Source organism: Mycobacterium sp. 852002-51057_SCH5723018, assembly GCF_001667035.1.
Lineage (GTDB): Bacteria > Actinomycetota > Actinomycetes > Mycobacteriales > Mycobacteriaceae > Mycobacterium.
Genome location: NZ_LZIR01000023.1, coordinates 34,338 through 52,811 on the forward strand (window position 1 = coordinate 34,338; position 18,474 = coordinate 52,811).

16 protein-coding genes are annotated in these 18,474 nt (G+C 63.2%); 11 read left to right on the forward strand and 5 right to left on the reverse strand.

Features of this window, described 5'->3' with window-relative positions; all coding sequences use genetic code 11:
• The first annotated feature begins 122 nt into the window (after window positions 1-122).
• Window positions 123-3,209 (forward strand): replicative DNA helicase, encoded by a 3,087-nt coding sequence (locus A5764_RS05805; RefSeq protein WP_082951514.1) that lies wholly within the window; start codon window positions 123-125, stop codon window positions 3,207-3,209.
• Between the two features lie 233 nt (window positions 3,210-3,442).
• Here A5764_RS05805 and A5764_RS27215 read toward each other — a convergent pair whose 3' ends face one another.
• From A5764_RS27215 to A5764_RS30005, 4 genes are all read right to left on the reverse strand, one after another.
• Window positions 3,443-3,922 (reverse strand): Rieske (2Fe-2S) protein, encoded by a 480-nt coding sequence (locus A5764_RS27215; protein ID WP_082951515.1) that lies wholly within the window; start codon window positions 3,920-3,922, stop codon window positions 3,443-3,445.
• Between the two features lie 24 nt (window positions 3,923-3,946).
• Window positions 3,947-4,561, reverse strand: a complete 615-nt coding sequence (locus A5764_RS05810; RefSeq protein ID WP_067109952.1) for a DUF6529 family protein — start codon at window positions 4,559-4,561, stop codon at window positions 3,947-3,949.
• Window positions 4,562-4,664: 103 nt separating this feature from the next.
• Window positions 4,665-5,324, reverse strand: coding sequence for a hypothetical protein (locus A5764_RS05815; RefSeq protein WP_067109956.1), 660 nt, complete (start codon window positions 5,322-5,324; stop codon window positions 4,665-4,667).
• Between the two features lie 304 nt (window positions 5,325-5,628).
• Window positions 5,629-5,784 carry a helix-turn-helix transcriptional regulator gene (locus A5764_RS30005; protein ID WP_197501214.1) on the reverse strand — a complete coding sequence of 52 codons (156 nt, stop codon included), beginning with the start codon at window positions 5,782-5,784 and terminating at the stop codon, window positions 5,629-5,631.
• A 194-nt stretch (window positions 5,785-5,978) separates the two neighbouring features.
• On the opposite strand from A5764_RS30005, the gene A5764_RS05820 reads away from it, so the two are divergent.
• The 7 genes from A5764_RS05820 (at window position 5,979) to A5764_RS05850 (ending at window position 12,312) form a co-directional block, all read left to right on the forward strand.
• The gene (locus A5764_RS05820; RefSeq protein WP_067109959.1) at window positions 5,979-6,566 is read left to right on the forward strand and encodes a TetR/AcrR family transcriptional regulator; all 588 of its coding nucleotides are present in this window, start codon (window positions 5,979-5,981) and stop codon (window positions 6,564-6,566) included.
• Window positions 6,563-7,072, forward strand: a complete 510-nt coding sequence (locus A5764_RS05825) for a nuclear transport factor 2 family protein (protein WP_156664520.1) — start codon at window positions 6,563-6,565, stop codon at window positions 7,070-7,072. Before A5764_RS05820 ends, A5764_RS05825 begins: the two co-directional genes overlap by 4 nt.
• A 498-nt stretch (window positions 7,073-7,570) precedes the next feature.
• Complete coding sequence (locus A5764_RS05830) at window positions 7,571-8,494, forward strand: alpha/beta hydrolase (protein ID WP_067109964.1); 924 nt, start codon at window positions 7,571-7,573, stop codon at window positions 8,492-8,494.
• A gap of 4 nt (window positions 8,495-8,498) precedes the next feature.
• Window positions 8,499-8,708 (forward strand): hypothetical protein, encoded by a 210-nt coding sequence (locus tag A5764_RS05835; RefSeq protein WP_067109966.1) that lies wholly within the window; start codon window positions 8,499-8,501, stop codon window positions 8,706-8,708.
• Window positions 8,705-9,601 (forward strand): NmrA family NAD(P)-binding protein, encoded by an 897-nt coding sequence (locus A5764_RS05840; protein ID WP_067109969.1) that lies wholly within the window; start codon window positions 8,705-8,707, stop codon window positions 9,599-9,601. The genes A5764_RS05835 and A5764_RS05840 overlap by 4 nt, the downstream gene beginning before the upstream one ends.
• A gap of 299 nt (window positions 9,602-9,900) precedes the next feature.
• Window positions 9,901-11,454: a GMC family oxidoreductase gene (locus tag A5764_RS05845; protein WP_156664521.1), complete on the forward strand. Its 1,554-nt coding sequence runs from the start codon at window positions 9,901-9,903 to the stop codon at window positions 11,452-11,454.
• A gap of 69 nt (window positions 11,455-11,523) precedes the next feature.
• Complete coding sequence (locus A5764_RS05850; RefSeq protein WP_067109972.1) at window positions 11,524-12,312, forward strand: alpha/beta hydrolase; 789 nt, start codon at window positions 11,524-11,526, stop codon at window positions 12,310-12,312.
• Between the two features lie 226 nt (window positions 12,313-12,538).
• Here A5764_RS05850 and A5764_RS05855 read toward each other — a convergent pair whose 3' ends face one another.
• On the reverse strand, window positions 12,539-13,345 hold the full coding sequence (locus tag A5764_RS05855) for a TetR/AcrR family transcriptional regulator (RefSeq protein WP_067109975.1): 807 nt from the start codon (window positions 13,343-13,345) through the stop codon (window positions 12,539-12,541).
• Window positions 13,346-13,687: 342 nt separating this feature from the next.
• Between A5764_RS05855 and A5764_RS05860 the strand changes: the two genes are divergently transcribed.
• The 3 genes from A5764_RS05860 (at window position 13,688) to A5764_RS05870 (ending at window position 18,047) form a co-directional block, all read left to right on the forward strand.
• Entirely contained in the window at window positions 13,688-15,241 is a 1,554-nt protein-coding gene (locus A5764_RS05860) for an NAD(P)/FAD-dependent oxidoreductase (protein WP_197501215.1), read from the forward strand.
• Between the two features lie 43 nt (window positions 15,242-15,284).
• The gene (locus A5764_RS05865) at window positions 15,285-16,136 is read left to right on the forward strand and encodes an SDR family oxidoreductase (protein WP_067109978.1); all 852 of its coding nucleotides are present in this window, start codon (window positions 15,285-15,287) and stop codon (window positions 16,134-16,136) included.
• 126 nt (window positions 16,137-16,262) lie between these two features.
• On the forward strand, window positions 16,263-18,047 hold the full coding sequence (locus A5764_RS05870) for a hypothetical protein (RefSeq protein ID WP_067110224.1): 1,785 nt from the start codon (window positions 16,263-16,265) through the stop codon (window positions 18,045-18,047).
• Window positions 18,048-18,474 lie beyond the last annotated feature (427 nt).

The window sequence follows — 18,474 nt, forward strand, 5'->3', positions numbered from 1 at the left end:
TACCGTCGTCCCGGCGCTAGGCAACGTGGGTGCTTGGTCGGGGTTGTCGCCACCTTGACTTACCCTCCGGGTGTCGGCTATCGAATGTATGTTCGGATGGGTGTCCCAGGGGGAGGAGAACCGTGGCGGTCCTCGATGACTTGGCGCCGGGCATGGACGCTTCGCCGCCCAGTGAAGAGTTCGGCCGGCAGCCTCCGCAGGATCTGGCCGCCGAGCAGTCGGTGCTGGGCGGGATGCTGCTCAGCAAGGACGCCATCGCCGACGTGCTGGAACGGCTCCGGCCCGGCGACTTCTATCGGCCAGCGCACCAGAATGTCTACGACGCGATCCTGGACTTGTACGGGCGCGGTGAGCCGGCCGACGCGGTGACGGTGGCGGCGGAGCTGGACCGCCGTGGCTTGCTGCGCCGCATCGGCGGAGCACCCTATCTGCACACCCTGATTTCGACGGTGCCGACGGCCGCCAACGCCGGCTACTACGCCGGCATCGTGGCCGAGAAGGCGCTGCTGCGCCGGCTGGTGGAGGCTGGGACGCGGGTGGTGCAATACGGCTACGCGGGCGCCGAGGGCGCCGACGTGGCCGAGGTGGTGGACCGGGCGCAGGCCGAAATCTATGACGTCGCCGATCGCCGGCTCTCCGAAGACTTCGTTCCGCTCGAGGATCTGCTGCAGCCGACGATGGACGAAATCGACGCCATCGCCTCCAGCGGCGGACTGTCGCGCGGCGTGCCCACCGGATTCACCGAACTCGACGAGGTGACCAATGGGCTGCATCCGGGTCAGATGGTCATTGTGGCGGCCCGCCCGGGTGTGGGGAAGGCGCTTGGACTGGGCACGCCGCTGCCCACGCCGAGCGGTTGGACGACGATGGGGGACGTGGCGGTCGGCGACGAGTTGCTTGACGCCGACGGGCGGCCGACGCGGGTGGTGGCTGCCACCGATGTGATGCTGGGGCGGCCGTGCTACGCGGTGGAGTTCTCTGACGGCACAGTCCTTACCGCCGACGCCGCGCACCAGTGGCCGACGACTCGCGGAATCCGGACATCGGCGCAGTTGCGGAGCGGTTGGGACACGATCGCTCCGGCCGGGTCGATGCCGCGCTACGGCTCGCTCGGCATGACGACTGACTTGTTGGCTCCCGTACTGCAGATCAACTCGGTGCGCCGCGTGGAAAGCGTGCCGGTGCGTTGCGTGCAAGTGGACAATGCCGCGCGGCTTTATCTGGCCGGGCCGGGAATGGTGCCGACACATAATTCCACCCTGGGCCTCGACTTCATGCGGTCGTGTTCGATCAAGCACCGCCTCGCCAGCGTCATCTTCTCGCTGGAGATGAGCAAGTCCGAGATTGTGATGCGGCTACTCTCGGCGGAAGCGAAAATCAAACTCGCCGATATGCGTTCGGGTCGCATGAACGACGACGACTGGACTCGGCTGGCGCGGCGGATGAGCGAAATCAGCGAGGCGCCACTGTATATCGACGACTCGCCCAACCTGACCATGATGGAGATCCGGGCCAAGGCGCGCCGGCTGCGGCAGAAGGCCGACCTGAGGCTTATCGTGATCGACTACATGCAGTTGATGACGTCGGGGAAGAAGCACGAATCGCGTCAAGTGGAAGTATCTGAATTCTCGAGGCATCTCAAGCTTTTGGCGAAAGAGCTTGAGGTTCCGGTGGTGGCGATCAGCCAGCTCAACCGTGGCCCCGAGCAACGGACCGACAAAAAGCCGATGCTGTCCGACCTTCGCGAGTCGGGCTGTCTGACCGCCGCCACGCGAATCCTGCGTGCCGACACCGGTGCCGAAGTCAGTTTTGGCGAGCTGATGCGAACGGGTGAGCGGCCGCTGGTGTGGTCTCTGGATGAGCGGCTGCGGATGGTCGCCCGGCCTATGACGAACGTGTTCCCGAGCGGCCGCAAGGAAGCCTTCCGGCTGCGGCTGGCCTCGGGCCGCGAGGTCGAGGCCACCGGCAACCATCCGTTCATGAAGCTCGACGGCTGGACTCCGTTGGAGCAACTGAAGATTGGCGACCGGATCGCCGCGCCGCGCCGGGTGCCCGAGCCCGTCGACACGCAGCGAATGGATGATTCCGAGGTCATTCTGCTCGCCCACATGATCGGCGACGGGTCGTGCGTGAAGCGGCAACCGATCCGGTACGCATCGGTGGACGAGGCGAACCTGGCCGCGGTGACGGTGTCCGCCGCGCACATCGGCGTGACCGCGGTCCGCGACGACTACCCAGCGGCGCGGGTTTCGACGCTGCGGTTGCGTGCGCCAGAGCGGCTGGCGCGCGGCCGGCGCAATCCCATCGCGGCCTGGCTCGATGGTCTGGGCCTGTTCGGATGCCGGAGCTACGAAAAGTTCGTGCCGCAGGCCGTATTTCGTGCGCCTAATGATCAGGTGGCGTTGTTCCTGCGTCACCTGTGGGCCACGGACGGCTCTGTCAGGTGGGATGCTAAGAGGGGCCAAGCCCGGATCTACTACGCGTCAACGAGTCGACAGCTCATCGACGATGTGACTCAGCTGCTATTGCGGGTTGGCGTTTTCGCGAGGATCAAGTACGCACCAAAGCTTGGGTACCGCGACTCGTGGCACCTGCACATTTACGGCGCGGAGAACCAGACGCGATTCCTTAACCACGTCGGCGTGCATGGCATGAAACAGGTGGCCGCGCAAGAGGTCCTGTCTCATCTCGAGAGCGTGGTACGCAATACAAATCTGGACACCGTCCCGAAGGAGATATGGGCGCGCGTCCGGGATGTGCTGTCTGCCAAACAGATGACGCATCGCCAGTTGGCCTCGGCAATGGGCACGCAGTTCTGCGGGTCTGCAATGTGGAAGCGCTCACCAAGCAGGTCACGAGTGCATCGTGCCGCTGCACTGCTGGATGATCCCGAGATTCACGCGCTGGCCACCAACCACGTGTATTGGGACACGGTTGTTGAGATCACCAGCCTTGGCGAACAAGACGTCTACGACGGAACCGTAAGTGGGACACACAACTTCGTCGCGAACGGCATCAGCGTGCACAATAGTTTGGAACAAGATGCCGACGTCGTGATCCTCCTGCACCGGCCCGATGCCTTCGAGCGCGACGATCCGCGTGGGGGAGAGGCGGACTTCATTCTCGCCAAACACCGCAACGGCCCGACGAAGACTGTCACCGTCGCGCATCAGCTGCACCTGTCGCGATTCGCAAACATGGCGAGGTGAGCCAATTTATTATGCCGGCCGGTTGTCTGTAGCTTGCTCAAAGCGCTGACCAGATCTGATCCGAAACGACCACACCTGCCCATGGTCACCGACGTGAGCCAGTCGGGTAACTTGCCCACATACGCACGACGCTCGGCACTGCGCCCTCGAGCATGAGCCGGACGATTACGTTGGATCGAAGGAACATTTGCGACGGACTAGGTGCCATGTTCCATAACTGGGGCACCGGCATCTCATGCTGGGACGATTGAGTCGCCCTGCACCGCAATCGCCTTCGCTGCGAGCGGTTGAGATGCCGGACCGTTGGCCACTGAGCCGTCGAGCCTGAATCGGCTGCCGTGACACGGGCAACTGATCGTCCCCCCTCGGACTTCGTTCACCTTGCACCCTGCGTGCGTGCAGGTGGTCGAAAAGCCATGAAAGTCGCCGCTGGCAGGCTGCGTGATCACGACGTCGCCAACGATCACACCCGATCCGACCGGGACATCCGCAGTCTTGGCCAGTGCGTTGGTCGGCGCCCTCGCTGCAGGGGGAGTTCCGGGGGTGCTCGGCGGCTGAGCACCGTTGGGGCTGGGCGCTTGAGCCGGCGAGGGTGCACCGATTGAGCCGGGCTTCTTGCCGTAGGTCGTACAAGCCGCAACCATGGCGGCGCCCACAGCCAACCCAGCGACTAGAAATGTCTTGCGCGAGACGGGCAACTCTGCCATGTGCATGACCTCTTTCTCAGGGCAAGAATGCTAAAACATCACGCCCTTGGTCTGGAAGAACCACAATGCGGACGTCAACCAGATGAAAACCAGACCGAAGAACACAAGACCTCCGACGATGGGGACGACCCAGGCCCGGACACCTTTTCGGGTCAGCACCAGCATCTTCGTCACGAACGCGCCGTAGAAGAAACAACCCAGGATCGAATGCGCGAGGACCCGCGCGTCATAGGACTGAAAACCCAACGCGTACAAGCAATGCACGGCGACGGGCACTGTACTGAGGACCGCGAGCCGACCGGACCAGACGTGGAAGGCGCCGATCCACGGCGGGGCCTTGATTCGTGGGACTAAGCCGTACATGACGAATGCCGAGCAAAGCTGCAGCACCGCCAGTAGCAGTGCGATCGTCGCCAGCCATGCCTTGACCGAGGTTCCGCTAGAGAACCCAGCGACGTTTATTGCGTAGAACCTGGGTTCGTGCACCTTGGCGAACACGCCCAGCCCGACTGCGGCCGCGGCGCCCAGGACGACGGCGATCAACACCGCGGCAGTCGCGTTGCCCGTCTTCGGCGGAGGTGCGGGCGCATGACTTGATGGCACCGGTACGTGCTGGGTTGGCGCCGCATCCCTTTGCGGCGACATATTGGAGAATCGGCGTGGTCCCTGCGGCCGTCCGGGTGGCCCAGGCCGACGTCCCGGCGGCGCCGGAAAGCGATCGGCCGGGCCGGGTCGACGCGCTGGCGGATCAAACGACATTGCTGTTGCCTTCCACTCGAGTCGCGGTGATTGTCTTGTCGTTGATGACCGCCGTTCCATTGATGGAAAGGGTGGGCGCCGGTGACTTGGATCCGTCCGGGCGTCGAACGACGCCGGTGACGCCGTTGTTCTGGTCGATGATCCAGCTGTCACGGCTGCCGTTCTCGAGGTACACATATAAGCCCGCAGGTGGTTGTGCGGGAGCAGCGGTGAAATTCCACTGGTCTTGATCGATCGACAGAACGCCGGTAACGCTGCCCCCGACAAGATGGCCGGTGAGATGGCTCGTCCTGTCCTTATTGTCAAGAGACACAGTGCCGTTCACCGCGCTCCCGCGTAGCCACACTTCAACCGATTTGCCATCGCATGCATAGGCAATGGCTTTGTCTCCTTCCACCGTGATCTCCAATGTCATGACACCGCGGTGGATCGGGATCTTGCCGACGTAGTCGGCCTTGGCCGGAAACGCCTCTGGCGGTGACTGAGTCGGGCTTTGGGGTGAACCGGGAGATGCGGACGCGGACACCGACGGAGCCGACGGCGTGGTTGATTGCGGCGGCGAGGACTCGTTGGAGATATTGGCTAAGAGCAGTGCGGCCCCCAACACGGCGACAGCGCCCAGCGTCAACAAAGGGCCCTTAGTGCTCATCTAGTCTCCTCGCCGGCTGCAGTGAGCGGTTGGCCCAACACCGACGCCCGTGCTAAACGGCCATGCTAGCGGCTCACCGCGGTTGCGAAGCGTCCTCCGTGTACGTGATGTAGAGGGCATCCGCAAAGCGCGCATGCCCCCTTGACAACCCTAGGCCTGGCGGCCGGCCTCGCGATATAAGGGATTTCCCTATTGCTCCACCGACCGCCGACGGCAAGACATACGCGCGGCCGGGCTCCCCGAGCAGGGCGCTGCGGTGTACCAAGTGATTGGGTCCCGCGTCAGAGTGCCTCTATGCGTCTTGCTAACCGGCGCGCCTGTGGATGCCAAGCTTGCGGTAGGCACGGGAAAGGTGGACCTCAACAGTCTTGGGACTGACGAACAACACCCTGCTGATCTCCCGGTTCGACACTCCGGTCGCGGCGAGATCGGCGATCCGGCGTTCGGCCGCTGTGAGCACGCCGGTGTGGGTCGGCCCGGCGCTAGTGCGATCGACTAAAGCTCGGGCCCACGCTGCCCACAGTGGCGTGTTCAGTGCCGCAAACCCAGCCAGCGCTTCTCTGATGATGCTCGTCGACGTGCTTTTCCTCCGCTGTAGGAGATCCCCCTTCGCGAGCGTAAGATATCGATGGTTATGCTACAAATGTACTTGTCATGAGATATCCGGCAGACCAGAAGGCCAAGGCACGCGCCGCGCTGCTGCGTGCCGGCACGCGGTCGATGAAGGTCGCCGGCTTCAACGGGATCGGGGTGGACGGGCTGGCCGCCGCGGCGGACGTGACGTCGGGGGCGTTCTATTCGAACTTCGCCAATAAGGAAGCGATGCTGGAGGCGATCGTCGAGGCCGCCGTCGGTGAGCCGTTCGTTTCCGACACGGAGTCCGGCACCAAGACCGAGCGCCGGTCGAAGCTGAAGAACTTTGTCGCGGAATACCTCAGCGCCTACCACGTGGAAAACCCGGCCGACGGATGCGTGATGCCGACGCTGAGCGCCGACGTGGCGCGGTCGGGAGCGTCCACTCGGGAGGCGTACGAACACAAGATCGTCGCGCTGGCGGGGCGGATGGCGGAGGTGCTCGACGGCGCCGACCGGGAGCGCCGGGCGTGGAGCGTCGTCGCGCTGATGGTGGGGGCGGTGTCGATCTCGCGCGCGATGTCCGACGCCGCCACGCAGGCAGAGGTGCTCGGCGCCGCGAGTGAGACCGCGGACAGGCTCATTTCACCCGGCAAGCAACGCAAATGACCGCAGGCGGCATGGGGGCTTCGAGTGGTTGGAAAGCCGCCCTGGCAGGTGCGGGTATCGCCATGGCGATGGTTTGCGTTGTGCCAGACGGCAATTCGGCCGCCGCGCCGGACGATGAAGCTGCGGCCACGCAGCAGCAGCGGGCCGTCGTCGGCGCTTTCGCGACCGCCATCGTGCACGACGATCATGCGGGGATCGCGGAACACGCAACACCCGACATTGTCTGGACCATCCCCGGCTCCAGCGTGGTGTCTGGCCGGACGACCGGAATCGATGACGTCACCCGACTGGCCGACACTTTCGCCCAGTACGGGCTGCACATCTCGCCGCAGGGATTCGCTTTCGGCCGTGACACCGTCGCGGTCACGTTGCACGACACCGGTGAGCACAATGGCAAGCGGCTCGAACAGGACGTGGTCAACGTGCTAACTATCCGTGGCGACAAGATTTCAGAGGTCACAGCGCATTTGACCGACATCGGTTCGTTCGACGCGTACTTCTCCTAACCGAGGTGCATCGTGAACCAGTCCCGCGCGGGCGCGACGCCAGCTCGAACCCGTTGCCGGTGTAGGCCGCGAAGTGGCTGCCGGGGATGGAGACGATCCTTTTCGGTTCGGCGGCCGTCTGGTACGCGGTGGCTGCGCGGTTCCCGCCGGTGAGCCCGTCTTTTGCGGGCGACGATCATCAGCAGCGGGGTCGGCGTGATCCCGGCTGGTAGCGGGCCGGTTCGTAGCCGGAATGTTTTCGGACTTCGTACGCGTCCGCCTTCGGCAACCTATCGGCTCGCTAGGTGTCGAACGATACATTCTCGCGCGGGGTCCTCCACCGCCACTTGAAATCGCTTGTGCCGGACGATGTTTCTATCGGTCTGGCGCGCGCCGTCCTGCACCGAATCTGCCGCTGCGGCCGTACCCTCAAGGCGTCACCGAGTCGGGGCTAGCCGTAGGATAGCGATCGGTATATAGTGATCGTTATTCTATGAATCACGACCGGAAGGAAAGTGCGTGGCAAGCAAGCAGGCGGTCGAGTTCGCCGATTTCTTGGCGGACATCGGCAGGCGAGTCTCTAATCCCAACTTCGAGCTGGAGACGATTCGCGACGTCATCGAGAACATCCATCTGGCGACGAAGGAACCCGAGGGAGTCACCTACGCCGAGGTCGACGCCGGCGGTGTCGAGGCCCTGTGGTGCATTCCCGTCGACAGTGACCCCGAATCGGTGCTGCTGCACACGCATATGGGCGGCAGCGTGCTGATGTCGATGCACTCCGACCGAAAGGCGGCCGCGCATATCGCGAAAGCGGCCGGCGCGTGGTCGTTGGTGCTGAACTTCCGGCGATCCCCGGAGCACAAATACCCGGCGCAGGTCGAAGACGTGGAAACCGCCTACCGTTGGCTGCTCGATCAGGGCTACCGGCCCGACAAGATCGGCAGCGTCGGCCATTCGATCGGTGGCTTCCTCGCGGTCGAACTTGCGCTGCGGCTGCGTGATCGGGGAGAGGCGCTGCCCGGCGCCGTGCTATCCATTTCGCCCTGGACCGATGTCACGCTGTCGGGGGAAACCATCGAGACCAATGCCGAGCGGGACAAGCTGCTCACGCGGGGATTGCTCGAGCTGTTCCGGTCGTGCTGGCTCGACGGAACCGCCGTGGAATACACCGACCCGCGGGTGCATCTGCTCGGGGCCGACCTGTCCGGGCTGCCCCCCATCGCGGTGTACTACGGCGAGTACGAACTGCTCGCGTCGGACGCCGTCGCCTTCTCCCAAAAGGCAAGGGAGGCGGGCAATGACATCGTCGTCCGGCAGGTCGACGAGGGGCAGCACTCCTTCATCATGGGGGCGGGCCGCGTCGACGAGGTCGACCGCGCGATCGCCGAAATGGGTCGCTGGCTGCACTCGGCGCTCGGCGTTCATACGGCGGTGGTCTAGCGTCATGCAACCGTTCGAACTGACCTTGGCCGCGGCCGTACAGCAGATCAGGGCCAAGGCGCTGTCGCCGGTCGAGCTCACCGAGTCCGTGCTGGCCCGCATCGACGCGGTCAACCCGCAGATCAACGCGTTCAGCAACGTCACCACAGAATTGGCCGCCGGGGCCGCGGCGCTGGCGGAGCGCGAGATCGCAGGAGGAGAACAACATTCATGAGCACATTTCTGGTGACCGGACCGACAGGAGTTGTCGGCCACTACCTCACCCACCTGCTCTTAGAGCGCGGCCATCAGGTACGCGCGCTGGCGCATCGGGCTGACCAGCGCTCCGAGGGACTCAGGAAGGCAGGCGCACACGTCGTTGTCGGCGACCTGCTGGACCTGGCGGCGATGCGCGCCGCGACCGAAGGCGTCGACGGCGCCTACTTCAGCTACCCGATCATGCCGGGACTGTTGGAGGCCACCACCATTTTCGCCCAAGCCGCCACCGAAGCCGGCGTCGGGATCATCGTCAATATGAGCCAAAAGCCGGCTCGGCCCGACGCGGGAAGCAATGCGTCGCGCCAACATTGGCTGTCCGAGCGGATCTTCAACAACTTTCCGGTGCCGACGGCCCATATCAAGCCGACCTTATTCGCCGAGTGGCTCATCCAGTTCCTCGACGCCGATAACATGTTGCGGCTGCCGTTTGCCGACGGCCGCCATGCCCCCATCGCCGGGGAGGATCAGGCCTACGTCGTGGCCGGGATCCTGGAGCACCGGCAAAACCACGACGGCAAGGAATACCCGCTGTATGGGCCGGTGGAGATGAACCACTTCGAGATCGCCGAGGAACTCAGTAACACACTCGGTGTTCCGTTCACCTACGAACCGGTGAGCATAGATGCCTTCGCGGACACCATGAGGCGCCAGGGCTTCCACGAGCACACCATCCAGCACATCGAGAACATCGCCCAGGACTACCGCGACGGGATCTTCGCCGGCACCAACGACGTGGTGGAAAAGATGGGCGACAAAACACCCACCAGTGTCAGCGAATTCGCGCTGCGCAACAAAGAATATCTCGTCGACAAGCAGCGGTGGGGCTATTGGTTGTCAGCGCGCAGCTGACCTCAGCCACAGTGAGGCCTGCCTGAGGACCGAAGACGACTGCATCAACGGCCAGGGCCCAACGACAGGCATGGCGACACGTAGCAGACAGACCTGCCCAATAGGGCTGGGCCGGATCGACGGCGTGACCAAACCGAAGATGTCTACATCGAGTACACAAGTACTCGCGACCGCATCGGTTCGTATCCAAGAAATCGGCCAACGTGCCACACATTTCTCGAATTAGATTGAACCGCTCAGCTCTTCAGCGCGTGAAGCTAGATATATCGACCTATACCCAGCAAAGGTAGGAGGCCTGCGTGGATATTGTGTTGGAGCCGCGTTACGACGTCATCGTGTGTGGTGCTGGTTCGTCGGGATCGGTGATCGCCGGCCGACTTGCCCAGAACCCCGACGTGAAAGTCCTACTTTTGGAGGCCGGCGGCAGCGACGACGTCCCCAGCGTGACCGACGCAAGCCAGTGGCCATCTAACCTTGGCAGCGAACGTGATTGGGGATTCATCTCCGAGCCGGACCCGCGGCTTCATGGGCGCGCGATCGCGTTTTCGATGGGCAAAGTGCTCGGCGGCGGGTCCAGCATCAACCTGATGATCTGGGCGCGAGGACACCGCAGCGACTGGGACCACTACGCTTCCGAATCCGGCGAGCCGGCCTGGGGATACGAGCCAACCCTCGATCTGTACCGGCGGATCGAGGACTGGCAGGGCGTCGGCGAGCCAAATCATCGGGGCAGGGGCGGGCCGGTGTTCGTACAACCAGCACCGGCCGCGCATCCGCTCGCCGCGGCGACCCTTGAGGCGGCGAGGGCCATCGGGATTCCCACCTACCAGAGCCCCAACGGCCGCCTGATGGAGGAGACCCGCGGCGCCGCCATCACCGATCTGCGCTGGCGCGACGGAAAACGCCTATCGGTGTTTCGCACCTACACCGCCCCACATCAGCAGCAGACCAACCTGACCGTGGTCCCGCACGCACTGGTCACCCGCGTGATCTTCGACGGCATCCGAGCCACCGGTGTCGAGGTTGTCCATGGGGGCACCGTGCATCGTGTGTCGGCCGACGCTGAGGTCGTGTTGTCGCTTGGCACCATTCACACACCGAAGGTGCTCATGCAGTCCGGCATCGGAGACGAAGACGAATTGCGTCGAGTCGGCGTCACCGTCCGCCAGCACCTGCCCGGCGTCGGGCGCAACCTTCAGGATCACTTCGGGTTCGACTGCGTATGGGAGTTTCCCGAGACCATCCAGGGCAGCACTCAGGTGGGGGCGGCACTGTTCTGGGACTCCGGGGCTGCCGATGTCCGCGGACCGGACCTGTTCGCATGTTCAGGGTCCTTCCCGAAAGCCACTGCCGAAAACGCTGCGAAATACGGCCTGCCGCAAAACAGCTGGACCCTGTTCGGCTCACCGACGCAGCCTCACAGCCGCGGTCGGCTCCGGTTGTCAGGCAACGGCCCGACCGATCCCATTCGGATCGAAGCCAACGCGCTATCGGACCCCGAAGACCTGAAGACCGCCATCGCCTGCATCGAAACCATGCGCGAGATCGGCAACTCCGCAGATCTTCGATCTTTCGTCGCGCGCGAGGTCATGCCGGGCGACCTAACCGGCGCCGAGTTGGAGACGTATCTGCGTGACGCCGTCACCACCTACTGGCACGAATGCGGGACAGCAAAGATGGGCCGCGACCCCATGTCCGTGGTCGACGGACACCTCAAGGTCTACGGCATCGAGGGCCTGCGCGTCGCCGACGCCTCCATCATGCCCCGCATCAGCGCCGCCAACACCATGGCGCCCTGCGTCGTCATCGGCGAGCGCGCCGCACAATTCATCCAAGCCGCACACCGAATCTGACTCATGCGCACGGCACTACAGCCGGCCGGGTAGCTGAGGAGCCAAACATCACATGCAAGGAGCAGTCGCATGCTGGAAATGATCGATAAGGGACAAGCCAGCGATGAACATCCACACCCCCTGCTCTTTGTCCACGGCGCCTGGCACAGCGGATGGTGTTGGAATGAACACTTTCTCGACTTCTTCGCTGGCCGAGGCTTCCGTGCCCTAGCGCTGAGCCTGCGGGGCCACGGCACTAGCCCAATCGAGAAATCGCTGCGCAGGTGCTCGATTTCAGACTTTCTCACCGACTTGAGCTCGGTCACGCAAAACCTTCCAACGCCCCCAGTGCTAGTCGGTCACTCCATGGGCGGCTTCCTAGTCCAAAAGTACTTGGAGACTCATGACATTCCAGCCGCGGTACTTATCGCCTCGGCGCCACCGCGGGGACACCTGCGCTCCTTGCTGCGGTCGATGCGCCGACATCCATACCGCAGCAACAAATTTGCGCTTACCGGCGATCCCGCTCACCTGTACGGCTCAACGGCAGGCGCTCGAGAACTCTTGTTCGGTGGCAAGGCTCCCGATCCTCTCGTCGACGCGGTCACAACGCGACTCCAGCCGGAAAGCACACGCGCCATCCTCTTCGACATGGTGGCCGCCAACTTGGTCGACACCAGGAAGATCAGCACACCGATGCTCGTCATGGGCGGACAAAACGACCAAATCTACGCCGCCAGCGACATACGCCAGACCGCCAAGGCCTATAACACAGAGCCCGTCTTCATCCCCGAGATGGGACACGAGCTCATGCTAGAACCAGGATGGGCCATGGTTGCCGACACGATTACGTCCTGGCTGGGCAAGCAACGACTATGACCCTCGACGCCTCCTATCACTGGATCCAAGCGAGTCGAGGTCACCGGCCCGCGGATGTGGCAGTGATTCACTCGACCGGCAATGCCTTTGCTTTACAAGGCATCCCACGCAGTTTGAAAACCTACAGTTTCTTTTCCCCCACCCAAATAATTTCTGCAATTACTCGTTCGCGCGGCTTCAGCGCGTGTCCAGCGGGCCGGTAGTGACACGGGTCCGTCCAGGACAGCTACGGCACGTCGGTCGAGGGTTCCGGTCGCGGTGCAACGGCGCGAACGAACGCGTCGGCGAAGATGTCGCAGCATTCATCAAGGTCTGGCATCGCGATCTGGGGCAGGTTAGCCAACGATGGCCGCAACATGCAGTGCACCACGATGGGGCTGATCAGCTGTTGCGACAGCAACGGGCGGGGAACATCGCGAATGTGGCCAGCCGCAACCTGGTCTTCCAGCCAGCGATCCACGGCAGCGAGGCTGCCCAACACGCCATGCTCAACCAACACCTGCCCAGCTTGTCCCGTCGGATGGGCCATTGCGTCGACGAGCACGGCCAACAGCACGCGCGGCTCGCGGAGGTAGAGCTCTGCAAGCGCCCGGTAGATCCGGCGCACCGCCTCAATGAGATCGGGCCCCGAGCTAGCGAAGACACCGTGGAGATCGGGCGAGATCGGGATATAGCGGTCACAGACAGCCTGCAACAATTCGTGACGTCCACCGAAGACTGCATAAAGACTGTGCACCGAGCAGTCGGCTTTCGCGGCGACCGCCTCGAAAGTCGCTGCGCCCACGCCCCGGGCGCCGATGAGCGCCGCCGCCGCCTCTAGGGCGCGGACCCGCACCGGAGGGCGTCCACCTGGATCCACACCGGAGTCGCGTACGGCGTCGTCGAGTGCTTTACGGGTACCACCGAGCTGGCGCAGCAGAGTGCTCCGTGACACCCCAAGGGCATGAGCGATCACGGCGATCGGCACATCGGCGACGTCCCTGCCTAGCCGCTCGGCCGACGACAGTGCGGCCTGGATAGCCTCTGCCGGCACCGCTCTCGACCGGCGAGACCTGCGTTGTGACACAGATGTCTACCTAGCTTGTAAACAAGTTTCAAAATGGACTAGACCGGAGATCTACCGTCTAGTAATTTTTGCAACAGCAACATCAATGTTAGGCGACGAATACAGGGGGCGGAGAGGAGCATCCGATGGCTGGATGGCGCCTCTCGGCAGGGCGGACCGGGGTGTGGTGGGCTCGGTGGACGAGGATCCACGAGCAAACCTCAAAGGATGGCTACAAATTTGAGGCTTTCGACGGAGGCTTCCACCGGATAGGGGTAGCGGCTCCTTAATACCCCTCACCACGGTGAGCGCTGAACAAAGGAGGATGCCTTGACTGACGCATCGACGGCACAGCAGCCTTCGGATCGCGCGGCCCGCCATACGCACATCGCCATCATTGGTAGCGGCTTCTCCGGCTTGGGCGCGGCGGTCAAATTGGATGCGGCCGACAACCGCGACTTCCTCGTGCTCGAGCGCGGTAACGACGTCGGTGGCACCTGGCGCGACAACACGTATCCCGGTGCGGCATGTGATGTGCCCTCCCACCTGTACTCGTACTCGTTCGCGTTAAACCCCGATTGGACCAGATCGTTTTCGAGCCAGCATGAAATCCAGGACTATATCCGTGGCGTCGCGCGGGGCGCGGGGGTTCTGGATCGGCACATCTTCGGGTGCGAAGTTAAGAGGGCGGTGTGGCAAGAACAGCACCATCAGTGGGAGCTAACGACGAGCCACGGAACCATCACTGCCGATGTGCTTATCGGCGCGTTCGGCGCGCTGGCCGAACCGGCGCTGCCAGACATACCCGGTGTCGACAGCTTTGACGGCGAGTTATTTCACTCGGCCCGGTGGAACCACAGTGCCGACCTGAGCGGTAAGCGTGTCGCTGTGATTGGCACTGGCGCCTCCGGCATCCAAATCGTGCCAGCGATCGCCGATACGGTAGCCCGCCTCGATGTCTACCAGCGCACCGCGCCATGGCTGCTGCCACGATTCGATCGGCCCTTTACCCGCGCCGAGCGATGGGTGTTTCGGAAGATCCCTGGCGTGCTGTGGCTGGCGCGTGCCGGCATCTACGCGGCCCGCGAGACTCAAGTCGTCGGCTTGGCGAAGAACCCGCGCTTGATGAAGCTTTTCGAGTGGATCTCGCGCTTCAAGATCCGCACGGAGATTAAAGATCCTGCGTTGCGGCGCAAGGTGACACCGAACTTCCGCATTGGGTGCAAGCGCATGCTCATCGCCAACGATTGGTATCCCACGTTGGACCGTGAGCATGTCGAGCTGATCACGGACGGCATTAAGGAGGTCGACGGCCGGCGCATCATCACCAAAGACGGAACGGTGCGGGAAGTTGACGCGCTCGTCGTCGCGACCGGCTTTCACGTCACCGACTCCCCGATGTTCGACACGATCTGCGGCAGCCACGGACGCAGTCTCAGTCAGTGCTTCGCCGACAAAGGGATGCGCGCCTACAAAGGCACCACCATCGCCGGTTTTCCAAACATGTTCGTACTCATAGGGCCGAACACGGGGCTCGGCCACACGTCCATGGTCTACATGATCGAGTCTCAACTGAATTATGTCGTCGACGCCATCAGCACCATGCAGAGTCGCGCCATCTCCCGCATCGACGTTCGACAGGATGTACAAGACGACTACAACGAACAGCTGCAGTGCAAGCTGGCCGGATCGGTGTGGATGACGGGGGGCTGTGCCAGTTGGTATTTGGACGCCCACGGCAACAACACCACTCTCTGGCCCGACTTCACATTCCGGTTCCGCCGCATGACCAAGCGATTTGACATTGATGCGTACGAAACGTCATCGCCACGCGAGTCGCGGGCCGGTGTAGCGGCCAAGCGTAAGCCCGGTCGAGCTAACTGAGTCGCCGCAACCCAACTGATTGGTCCGAAGGGGGATTGACACTGTGGGGTCGATTAAGGGCAAGGTTGCGGTGGTCACCGGCGCAGGCTCGGGCATCGGTCGGGCGCTGGCCGTCGGATTGGCGGGCCGTGGTGCACGCGTGGCGATCTCCGATGTCAGCGAAGACGGCTTGGCAGAGACCGCGGAACGAGTTGAAGCCCTCGGTGGTACGTTCCATGTCGAACCGCTCGATGTCAGCAACCGTTCGGCAGTCCAGGCCTACGCCGCGTCCGTGGCGGCGCACTACGGAGTGGTGCATCAGGTCTATAACAATGCCGGAATCGCCAGCGGCGCCGCGTCGGTAATCGACTGCGACTACGACATGTACGAGCGCATCATCGCCATCAACTTGTGGGGCGTTATCCACGGAACCAAGGAGTTCCTGCCGTACCTGGTTGAGTCCGGGGATGGACACGTGGTGAATATCTCAAGCCTCAACGGGTTGATGGCTCAAGGATCCATGACTGGATACTGCACCACCAAATTCGCGGTCCGCGGCTTTACCGAATCCCTTCGGGCCGAGATGCTTTCGGCGAAGTGCCCTGTGCGGGTCACACTAGTACACCCCGGCGGTATCGCCACGAATATCGCCACATCGGCGCTCGACGACGCCGAGCGCGAAGGGCGCGAGATCACCGAGGCGCAGCGGCTGCGCGCACAGGCGTACAACACAAAGCTGCTGAAGATGTCCCCGCGTCAGGCCGCCGACATCATCTTGGCAGGTGTGGAGGCGAACCGCAGCCGAGTGTTGGTGGGCAAAGACGCGAAAGGCGTCGATCTGCTGGTGCGGCTACTTCCGCGCGCCCATCCGCGGCTGGTCCTGTGGTGGGAAAAGCGCATCTTTGGGCAGCAGTGATCATGCGCGCCCGCGACCGACCTCGACTGGCCTTGTCTCCGACCGAACATCGCTGAGTCGCACACGAAAGGAGTTTGTCCAGTGGATCGGATAGTGACGGCGGATGCGCCGGCGGGCGGTGCCGGTATCAATCAGGTCATTGGCCTGTCGATCGCCGCGGTGGTGATCGGGGCGGCGATGTTGGCGGTGGGGTATATGCACCGGACACATCGCATCAGCTGGCTGACCCGGCTTGCGGATGTCCCCGCGCGCAAGTTCAAGCGGCCACCCTGGGTGGCGCTACAGGTCTTGGTCTTCGTGTCGTCAATCATCTGTGCCCTGTTCGGATTTATCTGGGACGTGAGCTGGCACATCGGAAATGGGCGCGACCCCGGCCCCTTGGCTAACCCCGCGCACTACTTCATCATTGTGGGCTTATTCGGAATCTTCGTCGCCGGCATGTTGGCCATCGTCGTGCCCTACGACAAACCGGGACCCGCGGCGATTCGCATCACCAGGCACTGGTACGCCCCAGTCGGGGGCGTACTGCTCGCGGGCTGCGGTCTCTATGCGTTGATCGGTTTCCCCCTCGACGACATCTGGCACCGACTCTTTGGGCAGGACGTCACATTATGGGGGCCGACACACTTCATGATGATCGGCGGCGCGTGCTTTTCGCTGTTCGCCTTGCTGATGCTCGAGTATGAGGGCCGCCGCACGATGCCAGACCCGCCTGATGACGGACGGTTCGTAAAGTTTCTGCGCTACTTGTCCTTTGGCGGCTTACTGATTGGCCTGTCCGTTTACCAGATTGAATACGACTTTGGTGTGGAGCAGTTCCGTCTGGTGCATCAGCCGATGTTGATTGCCGCGGCGGCCGCGCTGGCACTCGTGGCGGCGCGGATCACGCTCGGGCCATGGGCGGCGATCGCGGCTGCGCTGCTAGCGGCCACGCTGCGCGGCATCGTCGCGTTGCTCGTGGGGCCGATACTGGGGGCGCCCACCACCTGGTTTCCGCTCTATCTCGGCCCGGCGATCGTCGTCGAGTTGTTAGCGCTGACACCGCTACTCAAGCGGCGGGTGCCATTTGGGGCCGTCGCCGGTCTGGGGGTGGGCACCGTTGGGCTATGGCTGGAATCGCTGTGGATTGGTGCGGTCTATCCCTATTCGTGGCCAATGAGTATGTGGGGCGAAGCCCTCGCGATGGCTGTGCCGGTCGCTGTGTTGACGGGTGTCTGCGGTGGACTGCTCGGAATGGTGCTTATCGGCCGACGGTTACCACGTGGGGCCATCGGTGTGGGCGCTGTGGTGCTCGCGGTCGTGGCCATCGGCATCGCAGTCGTCAGCGGTCTACACATCGTTGTCCCGAAGCAAGGCTCGGCGACGATCACTCTCGCTGAACAACCCAGCACCGACGGCAAGCGCATGGTGTCGGCCGACGTGCAGATCAATCCGCCGACGTTGGTAAGTGATGACCCCCAGTGGGTATCGATCCTGTCGTGGCAGGGCCGCATGGAAAACAACCGTGGACTCGTGATCGACCGGTTGGAGAAGATTGGGCCTGGCCATTACCGCTCGACACAGCCGGTTCCGGTGTGGGGATCGTGGAAGACGCTGGTGCGAATCCAGGACGGCACCACCATGACGGCGGTGCCGATCTTCATGCCAGCTGACTCGGCCATCCCCGCTCCAGAGGTCCCCGTTGAGATGTCGAGCACAAGGAAGTTCGTGCCGGAGATCACCATCCTGCAGCGCGAACGCAATCAGAACAGTCCGACCTGGTTGTGGAACGTTGGATCGGGGCTGGTGTTGATGTTCACTCTGATGGTGGTCGCCGGCCTCACGTGGGGAGCCGGTCGTATCAATGCGACCGAGCTCGGGGTAGAAGAACAAAGCAGTGCGCCCCTTCGAGAGCCGACACCCCAGGCATGATCTCCGGGCGACTTGAACGGGAACCGCAACCGGCGCTCGTGCGGGAATCATCGCAAGCCGTACACGCTTCGCTCGAAGCCAAGCGGTGGAGTTGTAATGGCTGAGCCTAAGACGCTGGCACAACCCAACCCGGGGCAGTAGCGGCGGACGAGCTGATCTCGGCGTGAGCTTTGCCAAGACAAATCCGGCTTGAACTTCGGGCGACAAAAAGTCATCGCAGTCGCATCGGACTTGGGCGAGTGTCAAGAAGAGAGAGTTCGTCAGCCCGCGTCGTGCGCTAATTCGGTCTGCGTATGCATGACCACCGCCGTGGGAAGGTAGCTGGTCACAACCTGCGAGCCACGCGTGCTCGGGAATTCGGCAACGCCGAGGTTCCCGGCTGATAACATCCTGTTGGCACCGGTCAGGTTCATCCCCAGGGATTGGA